The following is a 9,726-nucleotide window of genomic DNA, read 5'->3' as shown; positions in this document are numbered from 1 at the left end:
TCTAGCATCTAAAAATAAAAATTGACGTTTCACGTTGTTTGTTTCGTTCAGTTTTCAAAGAACTACTTAGTCGCTCATTTGCGACTTCCTTATGTTAACATCTTCGTTTTTCGATGTCAACTAAGTTTTTCAATTTCTTTTTTGTCGTCTTCTGCGTTTCTGCATCAGCGACGTTTATTAATTTATCATATAATATCTATTAACGTCAACACCTTTTAATAAAAAGTTCTTTTCCTTACATAACGCATACATTCTTCTGCATTAGCGACTCTTCGAAACAAACAAAAAATGATTTTATATCTTTCCTCCATCGCCTTTTTTACAACGTCATGAATACGTTCATCTTCAAAATCAAATAAAAGTTCTTCTAACTCTCTCTTCAATATGTATTCCATTTCTTTTTTCTCTTCTTTCGTTAACATAAACCCAAGCAAATCATCACCTCAATCATTTCCTACAAAGCAATAAACGTTTCGCTCATTTTCACTTATTAAAATCCTATCATTCATTATATCCACTGCTTACGATATTAATCCTTTGTTCTCTTTTTAATATTTAAAGCATATATGTAACTGAAAAGGATTGGACAAAGGGGCGTAATATTATGTTTTTCTTTTTTATTACGAGTAAAAGAAATTTTAAACACATTAGCTTAATAGTGATACTTTCCTTATTTACAGCATGGCTTCTCTTTTTAAAAACATATTCACATGAATCTGCTTTTTCAACTGCTACAGGACCTAAAGTTATTTACAAGGGCGACACCTCTAAAAAACAAGTTGCATTCACATTTGATATTAGTTGGGGAGACAAAAAAGCAATTCCAATCCTTGATACACTTAAAGAAAGAGACATTAAGAATGCAACCTTCTTCCTTTCTGCTGCATGGGCAGAAAGACACCCTGATGTTGTTGAACGCATCATAAAAGATGGACATGAAATCGGTAGTATGGGCTATAATTACACGTCCTACACTTCTCTAGAGACAAATGAAATACGAAGAGATCTTTTACGAGCTCAAGATGTTTTTACAAAACTCGGCGTGAAACAAGTCAAGCTATTGCGTCCACCTAGTGGAGACTTTAACAAAACAACACTTAAAATAGCAGAATCACTCGGATACACCATCGTTCATTGGAGTAATAACTCAAACGATTGGAAAAACCCTGGTGTAAACAATATCGTTTCCACCGTCTCTACTAATTTAAAAGGTGGAGATATCGTCTTATTACACGCATCCGATTCTGCCCTTCAAACAAACAAAGCTTTACCACTGCTTCTACAAAAATTAAAGAGTGACGGATATGAGCAAATATCCGTATCACAACTTATTTCCAACACAAGTACGAAAAGTAAAGATGTACAGTAATTCTTTTCCATTGTGCCTTCCCACATAAAAAGCTCTACTACCTTTCATTCAGGTAATAGAGCTTTTTTCATTCGTACAAACTCTCTTATATTAGGCCGACTTACTCCTCTTTCCAATTAAACGATGTAATATAAGTAACTGATATGCATTACATAATAAAAGTGGTATCACCATTAAATATAACCAGTCTGTATCATTAATTCGAAGAGCTGGTACCCATTCAAGAATTGTTACAACAACCATAAAGAACAAAGCGGGCACAAATGCCTTTTTATTTGTTTCCTTACTTTTTATGTAAGCAACAATGGCCCCGAACATAAATAACACACCAGCAACAAGTATGTTATTCCCTAATGAAGCTTCCCCATTTGCAATCAATACAGATCTTAAATACACGAAATCAAACAAAACAAATGCAATAAAGAAGAGCTGGACTGCATTCCATAAAGAAGATGAACGGAACATACCTAACCCAAAACGATGGATTGTTAAATAAGCAAAGAATCCCATTTGACTTATAACACTAAAAATAAATCCTACACCCATCAACCAAAAGGAAACTGCTAGAATTTCCTTTCCGTCGAAATTTTGAAAAAATTTAGCGTACTTGTCCCACTCTAAAACAAACCCAAGTATGACCGTGCTAATCCCACCAAGAAACAACGTCGTAAAAAATAGTCGTACCCACTTGCGGCTATTCACAACACATCCCCCATTATCCTTATATTTCTAATCAAATTGTATCAATGACAATTTCAAAAAGCTAGCCATGTTCATGTATAAATTCCCTAAAGATATTTATATTAAAAAGAGAGAACTGTGCTGAAAGGAGTTCCAACTTATGAAACGGATGCTGCTCGTTTTGACTTCTTCTTTTCTATTCCTCGCACTTGTAGCATGTGCACAAGGAAAAGAAGCAAAGTCCGAACTTGATTACGATCAAACGAAGAAAATGATTGTTGATATTTTAAAAACCGATCAAGGTAAAAAAGCCATTCAAGATGTGTTAACTGATGAAAAAATGAAACAAGCACTCATACTAGATGAAACAGTAGTAAAGAAAACGATTGAAGATGCGATGGTATCAGACAAAGGGCAACAATTCTGGGAAAAGCTCTTTAAAGACCCTGAGTTCTCATCGAAATTCGCTAAAAGTATGGGGAAAGAACAAACAACCTTAATGAAAACATTACTAAAAGACCCTGAATACCAAGCAGGCGTTATAGAAATTATGAAAAACCCTGAAGTAGAAAAAATGATGTTACAAACGATGAAGAGCAAAGAATACCGTCAATATTTACAACAAGTACTAACCGAAACTGCTGAAAGCCCACTCTTCCAAGCTAAGATGATTGATATTATTAGTAAAGGTGTACAAAAGGCTGAAAAAAGTGGATCTGATAAAAAAGAAGCAGGCGGTGAAGGTGGTTCCCAAGACGGTAAAAAGGAACAGCAGTAAAATGATAACGATAATAATGAGTGGACAATATATGTATCGTCCACTCATTATTATTTTATTTTTGCGCGACAGCTATTTTATCAATTACTGTCTCAGCTATCGTGCGATAAATAAGACCTGTCGTATGTGTATCTTCATATACTGACGGCGCAAAGTCTTCTTTATTCCAATCAGGTTGTTGAAGTGGGATTCGGCCAAGTACTTCTGTTTGAAGTTCTGTAGCTAATTTATCTCCTCCACCTCTTCCGAACACATATTCTTTTTCACCAGTTGTTTTACTTTCAAAATACGCCATATTTTCAACAACACCAAGAATACTATGTTCTGTACGTAAAGCCATGGCTCCAGCACGCGCTGCTACAAATGCCGCTGTTGGATGTGGCGTTGTTACAATAATCTCTTTACAAGCCGGCAACATCGAATGTAAGTCTAGCGCAACATCACCTGTACCCGGTGGTAAATCTAAAACTAAATAGTCTAAATCGCCCCATTCTACTTCTGTGAAGAAGTGATTTAACATTTTCCCAAGCATAGGCCCTCTCCAAATAACCGGTGCATTATCTTCTACAAAGAATCCCATTGAGATTACCTTTACACCTAGACGCTCCACTGGAATAATTTTATCCCCTCTTACAACAGGACGTTTTTCTATCCCCATCATATCCGGTACGCTAAAACCATAAATATCGGCATCAATGATACCAACCTTTTTCCCTAGACGAGCTAGAGCAATAGCAAGGTTAACAGAAACTGTTGATTTCCCTACCCCACCTTTTCCACTCGCAACTGCTAAAAATGTTGTTTTTGAATTTGGTGACAATAAAGATTCAGTTTGCTCTTCTTCTTGTTCTGGTGCAAACTGAGCTAATTCCTCTTCTGTAAATTCTGCAAAGCGAAGCCCTACTGTTGCCGCTCCTAATTCTTTTACTAACTTTACAATTCCAGATTGCAATTGCATTTGTTCCGCTGTACCGGTTTTTACGATTGCAATTTTAACACTTACATGTTCCTTCTCAGGCTTAACTGTTACCTCTTTAATTGCCCCTGTTTCTTTTAACGTTTTATGTAAAAATGGATCTACAACCCCTTCTAACGTTTCCACTACTTGCTCTTTCGTTACCATGATTAGCCCAGCCCCCTGTATGAAAAATAACGTAATGTTAATTAAATTTATCTCTCTTTATTTTTTAAATAAATGCGTTTACATTTCCAGTATAACATATTTTCGGAAAACTTCGTTAACGAGAGAAACTCAAAAAATCCTCCTTATTCTGGAGGATTTCCTTTTTCCGTGAAATAGCGTAATATACCACGATATACTGCAGCCGCTACCTTTTGCTGATATTTCTCCGAATTTAACATATACCTTTCGTTTACATTCGATAAAAAGCCAGCTTCAATTAAAGCACCTGGTGTTTTCGCATACTTTAATAAATACACATGAGAAATTGTTTTAGCAGAACGATTCGTATTCTCTAAACTCGTCCTCAATTCAGCTTGTATAAATTTCGCAGCACGTTCATTTTCAATCGAAGAACGGTAATAGAACGTTTGTGCGCCTTTCGATCCACTACTAGTTAAAGCATTTAAATGAATACTTGCAAAAAAGTCTACATCAGGTTTATTAATAATCTCTACACGCTTTTTTAAATCCTCTGCTTTACGTCTACTATATGATTTTGTATCTTTCTGAGCTAAATCATAATCTCCCTCACGTGTTAAAATAACTAGCGCACCTTGTTCCTGTAAATAATCTTGTACCTTCTTTGTAATCTCAAGCGTAATATCTTTTTCTATAATATCTTTTCCACCAACAGCCCCTCCGTCTGGCCCACCATGCCCAGCATCTAATACAATCACTTTCCCTGATAAGGGTAAATTCCACGCTCGCCACGATTTTGTAATTTGAAATTCTTGTTTGACTAAAAAAAACAAAACAACCGCAGCGAGTGCAAAAGAGATAATTCGAATTCTCTTCATACCTTTCCTCCTCCAGCTAGTCCCTCTAATTACTTATATGGGACAAGAGGAAAGTTTATGCTTGTCTTAATGAAGCTTTAATCGATATCTTCTTTCACCTTTTTCATATCCTTCCTGCCACCATAAGCCAATAAACTGCTGACAAGATTCAAAAAGTAATTCCTCATCTTGTAACTTAATTTCCCTCATAGTCATGCTCGTTAAAAATTGAAATAATGTTTCCGTTAATTGTTGTTCTTCTTCTAAGGCTCTATATTTCACATCAAAGAATGATTCACCATAATAACCAAACTTACTGTATCTCGCTCCTAATAAATACGATTCTATCCCTAATTCAATACAGTAATCTTCATACTGACGATGAAGTTCCTGCATCTGAAAGGCATCTCTAATATTTGAACGTAATGTTTTTAATGATAATTCTCGCAGCATCTTCCGTTCATATTTCAGCTGCTTTTCTTTTTGTTTTTCTTGTAAGCTGACAATGACATTCATAGTACTTATAAACCTCCCTAATACGTATTAGTCTAAACTTCTAAAGAAGAAGCATACGCGAGAGGATAGCACTAAAATATTCCAAACTACAAAAATCCCAAAAGAGGAATGAAACATAAAAAAACCCCAACCAAAATGGTTGGGGTTTGTAGTTCGCAAAAATTAACGTTTTGAGAACTGAGGTGCACGACGTGCGCCTTTAAGACCGTATTTTTTACGCTCTTTCATACGTGCGTCACGAGTTAATAGACCTGCACGTTTTAGTGTTAGACGGTATTCTGGATCAGCTTTTAATAAAGCGCGAGAAATACCGTGACGAATAGCACCAGCTTGACCAGTGTATCCACCACCATTTACGTTTACAAGTACATCGTAGTTACCTAAAGTTTCTGTTGCAACTAGAGGTTGTTTCACTACTTCACGTAATGCAGCAAATGGGATATAGTTTTCAAAATCACGACCGTTAATGATAACGCGTCCTTCGCCTGGAACTAGGCGTACGCGCGCTACTGAACTCTTACGACGTCCAGTGCCATAGTATTGAACCTGTGCCAAAGTAAGCCCTCCTTTAATTAATTATCCGCGAAGTTCGTAAACTTCTGGTTTTTGTGCTTGGTGTGGATGCTCTGCTCCAGCATACACGTTTAGTTTCTTAGAAACTTGACGGCCTAAGCGTCCTTTTGGAAGCATGCCTTTAATTGCAAGCTCTAACATTTGTACAGGGTAGTTTGTACGCATTTCTAGAGCTGTTCTTTGTTTAAGTCCACCTGGGTGGTTAGTGTGACGGTAGTAAATTTTATCGTTTAATTTATTACCTGTTAAATGAATTTTCTCAGCGTTAATAATAATTACATGATCACCCGTGTCAACGTGTGGTGTAAATGTAGGTTTGTTTTTACCGCGTAAAATAGATGCTACTTCTGTAGATAGGCGACCTAAAGTTTGACCTTCAGCATCAACCACATACCATTTACGCTCAACTTCGTTAGCTTTTGCCATAAAAGTCGTACGCATGTGTTTCCCTCCTCGTTATCTTTTCCATAGAAAAAATCTATTGTTTATCTTAAACACGATTTCCTTCCGGGGCTAATCGTGGTTTTAGAAACAATACCATATGTTATGATATACTTTTGAGTTTCTAATGTCAAGCAAATGTTACACCAGGATTAGTTGTTATAGTTTACCTGCCATAAGTAAAGCCCATGACCAGGAGCCATCTTTCCAGCAAACTGACGATTTTGTTTCGCTAGAATCTCTGGAATGCTATCTGGATCAAGCTTTCCTTGCCCTACGTTCAGTAACGTACCAACAATAATTCTGACCATATTATATAAAAATCCATTACCTACAAAACGAAAAATTAATTCATCGTCTTGCTCGATTAGCTCAATTTCATAAATTGTTCTCACTTTATCTTTTTTGTCAGTTTTTGCCGAACAAAAAGAAGTGAAGTCATGCGTTCCAATAAAATAAGGAATCGCTTTTCTTATAGAGTTTATTTCGAGCGGATATGGATATTGATATACGTAATTTCTACGGAATACATCCGCAGTCTTTGATAATAACACACGATAACGATATTCTTTTCTCTCAACACCGTAACGCGCATGAAATTCTTCTGTTTTTTTCTCTACCTGTCTGATAACAATATCATCTGGCAACATTGTGTTTAATGCATTACTCCATTGCCACTCTTCAAGAGACAAAGGTGTATCAAAGTGTATGACTTGTCCTTTGGCGTGAACGGTAGAATCCGTTCTGCCCGATGCCTGAACACGAACAAGTTCTCCTTTATGCAATTTCTGCAAAGCTTTTTCAATCTCTTGTTGAACAGTACGATGCTGCGGCTGAATTTGATAACCACAAAAATGCATGCCATCATATGCAACCGTACATTTTATTCTATCCATTTCTCCATTCTCCATTACGATCGCACCCATGCCAAAATACAAGCTAAGCAAAGTAAGCTTATAATCGTTACTGTATCGCTTGTTTTCCAGCGTAGTTGCCTAAATTTAGTACGTCCTTCGCCACTTTGATATCCACGAGCCTCCATAGCAATTGCTAAGTCCTCAGCACGCTTAAAAGCACTGATAAATAGAGGAACCAGTAGTGAGATAATAGCTTTCATCCTATCTTTTATCGGTCCTCCTGCGAAATCAATACCACGTGACGATTGTGCTTTCATTATTTTACTCGTTTCATCCATTAATGTCGGAATAAAACGAAGAGAAATTGACATCATTAATGCGATTTCATGAACAGGAACTTTTATACGCTTCAACGGCTTTAATAACGTCTCCAAACCATCTGTAATCTCAATAGGTGTCGTCGTTAACGTTAATAATGTCGTCATTAAAATAATAACGAAGAATCGTATAGAAATGTATATTCCTTGCTCTAATCCTTTTTCATGTATTGAAAACCAACCAAGCTGGAATAGTACTTCCCCTTCTTTATTTGTAAAAATATGCAGGAAAAATGTAAAAAGAAAAATCCATAGAATTGGTTTTAAGCCCGAAAGTACATAACGAATCGGCACTTTTGCAAAAAATAAAGCAATGAGTGCATATAAAAATAAAAATCCATATGAAATCGCATTATTTGCTAAGAAAACAACAAATACATATAAAAAGACAATCAGCAGCTTCGTACGTGGATCAAGTTGATGAATAAGAGAATCCCCTGGAATATACCTTCCAATAATCAACTGCTGCATGATTCATGACCACCTTTTCGTAACACCTGCACAACTTCATGAGTAAGATCCTCTAAAGATAAGGTAGCCTTTGGGATTGAAATGCCAAACTTCTCTTCAATTGCACGTTTATACTTTAAAGACATAGGAAGATCCACGCCAATTTTCTCTAGCTCATCAGCATGTGAAAATACTTCCTCTGCACTTCCTTGCAAAAAGACCGTTCCTTTATGCATGACTACAATCTGCTCCGCATACTTAGCAGCATCCTCCATATTATGTGTTACTAGGATAACTGTAAGACCTTTTTCCTTATGTAGCTTATAAAACATCTCCATAAGTTCATTCTGCCCTTTTGGATCTAGTCCTGCTGTAGGTTCATCTAATACAAGCACTTCGGGTTCCATCGCCAATACGCCCGCTATCGCAACACGCCTCATTTGTCCACCACTTAACTCAAACGGTGAACGTGTTAACAGTTCTGGCTCTAACCCTACAAGTTCAATTGCCTCTCTTGCCTTTTGCTTCGCTTCTTCTACAGATACCCCAAAATTAGTAGGGCCGAAACAAATATCTTTCTCCACAGTCTCTTCAAACAACTGATGTTCTGGGAATTGAAAGACAACCCCTACTTTTTTACGTAGTGGCTTTAGCTTTTTTTCTTTCTTTCCTGCCGAAATGAAATGTTCACCAATTTGAACTGTGCCATTTGTCGGCTGCAATAAACCATTTAAATGTTGAATCATCGTCGACTTACCTGAACCAGTATGACCGATAATGGCATAATAGCCCCCACTTGGAAACGACACGTCTACATCATAAAGTGCGCGTCTTTCAAATGGAGTTTTATATTGATAACGATGTTCTACTTTTTGGAATGTAATCTCCAAAGTTCGTTCACCAAGCTTTCCATTGTAAGATGCGTATTTTGCAAGAGAATTTCATTTCTTTTTAATAATTCTGCTATTTTCACTGAAAATGGTACATCTAATCCAATTTCTTGGAGCATATGAGAGGACTTGAAAATTTGCTCTGGAGTCCCTTCCTCTAATATTTCTCCCTTATTTAAAATAATGACACGGTCTGATTGTGCCGCTTCTTCTAAATCGTGCGTAATTGATAACACGGTAATACCTTTTTGATTAACAAGTTGTCTAACCGTTTCTACTACTTCACGTCTTCCTTGAGGATCTAACATTGACGTTGCTTCATCTAATATCAAAATAGATGGCTGAAGTGCTAAAACGCCTGCTATTGCCACTCGCTGCTTTTGCCCACCAGATAACGAATGAGGTTCATCATTAAGAAAATCTTCCATACGGACAAGTTTGAGAGCCTGATCTAATCTTTCTACCATCTCTTCTCTTGGCATTCCGATATTCTCTAAGCCAAATACAACGTCGTCTTGCACTGTCGTTCCAACAAATTGATTATCTGGATTTTGAAATACCATACCAATTTGCTTTCGAACATCCCACACCGTTTCCTCTGATAAAACCATTGTATCATTTACTGTAATAGTCCCTGCTTCCGGCAAAAACAAACCATTCAATAATTTTGCAAGTGTAGACTTCCCTGAACCGTTTTGTCCAATAACAGATACCCATTCTCCCTCATACAAAGAAAATGAAACATCTTTTAATGCATAAGTGGCTGCCCCAGGATATTGAAATGATATATTTTCTGTCCGAAGTTTCTCTTTTTTCAATACAAGGCACCCTTTCC

Annotated in this window: 13 protein-coding genes; 2 read left to right on the top strand and 11 right to left on the bottom strand. The window is 36.8% G+C overall.

All coding sequences use genetic code 11. From position 1 onward, the window contains the following. Window positions 1-215: 215 nt before the first annotated feature. Window positions 216-434 carry a hypothetical protein gene (locus BAQ44_RS01930; protein ID WP_000900298.1) on the bottom strand — a complete coding sequence of 73 codons (219 nt, stop codon included), beginning with the start codon at window positions 432-434 and terminating at the stop codon, window positions 216-218. 170 nt (window positions 435-604) lie between these two features. Here BAQ44_RS01930 and pdaB point away from each other — a divergent pair, with 170 nt between their 5' ends. Further along, window positions 605-1,369: a polysaccharide deacetylase family sporulation protein PdaB gene (gene pdaB, locus BAQ44_RS01925; protein WP_071720464.1), complete on the top strand. Its 765-nt coding sequence runs from the start codon at window positions 605-607 to the stop codon at window positions 1,367-1,369. Between the two features lie 90 nt (window positions 1,370-1,459). Here the strand turns inward: pdaB and kbaA are convergent, their stop codons facing one another. After that, complete coding sequence (gene kbaA / locus BAQ44_RS01920) at window positions 1,460-2,071, bottom strand: KinB signaling pathway activation protein KbaA (RefSeq protein ID WP_063260925.1); 612 nt, start codon at window positions 2,069-2,071, stop codon at window positions 1,460-1,462. A 139-nt stretch (window positions 2,072-2,210) separates the two neighbouring features. On the opposite strand from kbaA, the gene gerD reads away from it, so the two are divergent. Beyond that, window positions 2,211-2,828, top strand: a complete 618-nt coding sequence (gene gerD, locus BAQ44_RS01915; RefSeq protein WP_063260924.1) for a spore germination protein GerD — start codon at window positions 2,211-2,213, stop codon at window positions 2,826-2,828. 55 nt (window positions 2,829-2,883) lie between these two features. On the opposite strand, the gene BAQ44_RS01910 is transcribed toward gerD, so the two are convergent. From BAQ44_RS01910 to BAQ44_RS01870, 9 genes are all read right to left on the bottom strand, one after another. Next, a complete protein-coding gene (locus BAQ44_RS01910; protein ID WP_063260923.1) occupies window positions 2,884-3,951 on the bottom strand; it encodes an iron-sulfur carrier protein/transcriptional regulator SalA in 1,068 nt (355 codons plus the stop codon). Window positions 3,952-4,094: 143 nt separating this feature from the next. Continuing rightward, on the bottom strand, window positions 4,095-4,808 hold the full coding sequence (cwlD, locus tag BAQ44_RS01905; RefSeq protein WP_000822445.1) for an N-acetylmuramoyl-L-alanine amidase CwlD: 714 nt from the start codon (window positions 4,806-4,808) through the stop codon (window positions 4,095-4,097). A 66-nt stretch (window positions 4,809-4,874) separates the two neighbouring features. Then, window positions 4,875-5,303, bottom strand: coding sequence for a YbaK family protein (locus tag BAQ44_RS01900; RefSeq protein WP_001101006.1), 429 nt, complete (start codon window positions 5,301-5,303; stop codon window positions 4,875-4,877). A gap of 162 nt (window positions 5,304-5,465) precedes the next feature. Beyond that, window positions 5,466-5,858, bottom strand: coding sequence for a 30S ribosomal protein S9 (gene rpsI / locus BAQ44_RS01895; protein ID WP_000079986.1), 393 nt, complete (start codon window positions 5,856-5,858; stop codon window positions 5,466-5,468). Between the two features lie 21 nt (window positions 5,859-5,879). Next, window positions 5,880-6,317 (bottom strand): 50S ribosomal protein L13, encoded by a 438-nt coding sequence (rplM, locus tag BAQ44_RS01890; RefSeq protein WP_001260795.1) that lies wholly within the window; start codon window positions 6,315-6,317, stop codon window positions 5,880-5,882. Window positions 6,318-6,469: 152 nt separating this feature from the next. Continuing rightward, complete coding sequence (gene truA, locus BAQ44_RS01885; protein ID WP_033656275.1) at window positions 6,470-7,213, bottom strand: tRNA pseudouridine(38-40) synthase TruA; 744 nt, start codon at window positions 7,211-7,213, stop codon at window positions 6,470-6,472. A 14-nt stretch (window positions 7,214-7,227) separates the two neighbouring features. Continuing rightward, window positions 7,228-8,022: an energy-coupling factor transporter transmembrane component T family protein gene (locus tag BAQ44_RS01880; protein ID WP_061678369.1), complete on the bottom strand. Its 795-nt coding sequence runs from the start codon at window positions 8,020-8,022 to the stop codon at window positions 7,228-7,230. Beyond that, window positions 8,010-8,891 (bottom strand): energy-coupling factor ABC transporter ATP-binding protein, encoded by an 882-nt coding sequence (locus tag BAQ44_RS01875; protein WP_000406519.1) that lies wholly within the window; start codon window positions 8,889-8,891, stop codon window positions 8,010-8,012. The genes BAQ44_RS01880 and BAQ44_RS01875 overlap by 13 nt, the downstream gene beginning before the upstream one ends. Continuing rightward, a complete protein-coding gene (locus tag BAQ44_RS01870; protein WP_061678370.1) occupies window positions 8,867-9,709 on the bottom strand; it encodes an energy-coupling factor ABC transporter ATP-binding protein in 843 nt (280 codons plus the stop codon). The genes BAQ44_RS01875 and BAQ44_RS01870 overlap by 25 nt, the downstream gene beginning before the upstream one ends. Window positions 9,710-9,726: the final 17 nt, after the last annotated feature.

It is taken from the genome of Bacillus mobilis (assembly GCF_001884045.1).
GTDB lineage: Bacteria > Bacillota > Bacilli > Bacillales > Bacillaceae_G > Bacillus_A > Bacillus_A mobilis.
The sequence above is the reverse complement of the archived record's forward strand: the minus strand, read 5'-3'. Positions and strand labels throughout refer to the sequence as shown.

What these genes read in the sequence shown, in the direction of transcription:
- BAQ44_RS01900 (WP_001101006.1), bottom strand. Translation starts at nt 5,303, where the DNA reads ATGAATGTCATTGTCAGCTTACAAGAAAAACAAAAAGAAAAGCAGCTG.
- pdaB (WP_071720464.1), top strand. Translation starts at nt 605, where the DNA reads ATGTTTTTCTTTTTTATTACGAGTAAAAGAAATTTTAAACACATTAGC.
- cwlD (WP_000822445.1), bottom strand. Translation starts at nt 4,808, where the DNA reads ATGAAGAGAATTCGAATTATCTCTTTTGCACTCGCTGCGGTTGTTTTG.
- BAQ44_RS01910 (WP_063260923.1), bottom strand. Translation starts at nt 3,951, where the DNA reads ATGGTAACGAAAGAGCAAGTAGTGGAAACGTTAGAAGGGGTTGTAGAT.
- rplM (WP_001260795.1), bottom strand. Translation starts at nt 6,317, where the DNA reads ATGCGTACGACTTTTATGGCAAAAGCTAACGAAGTTGAGCGTAAATGG.
- BAQ44_RS01880 (WP_061678369.1), bottom strand. Translation starts at nt 8,022, where the DNA reads ATGCAGCAGTTGATTATTGGAAGGTATATTCCAGGGGATTCTCTTATT.
- gerD (WP_063260924.1), top strand. Translation starts at nt 2,211, where the DNA reads ATGAAACGGATGCTGCTCGTTTTGACTTCTTCTTTTCTATTCCTCGCA.
- truA (WP_033656275.1), bottom strand. Translation starts at nt 7,213, where the DNA reads ATGGATAGAATAAAATGTACGGTTGCATATGATGGCATGCATTTTTGT.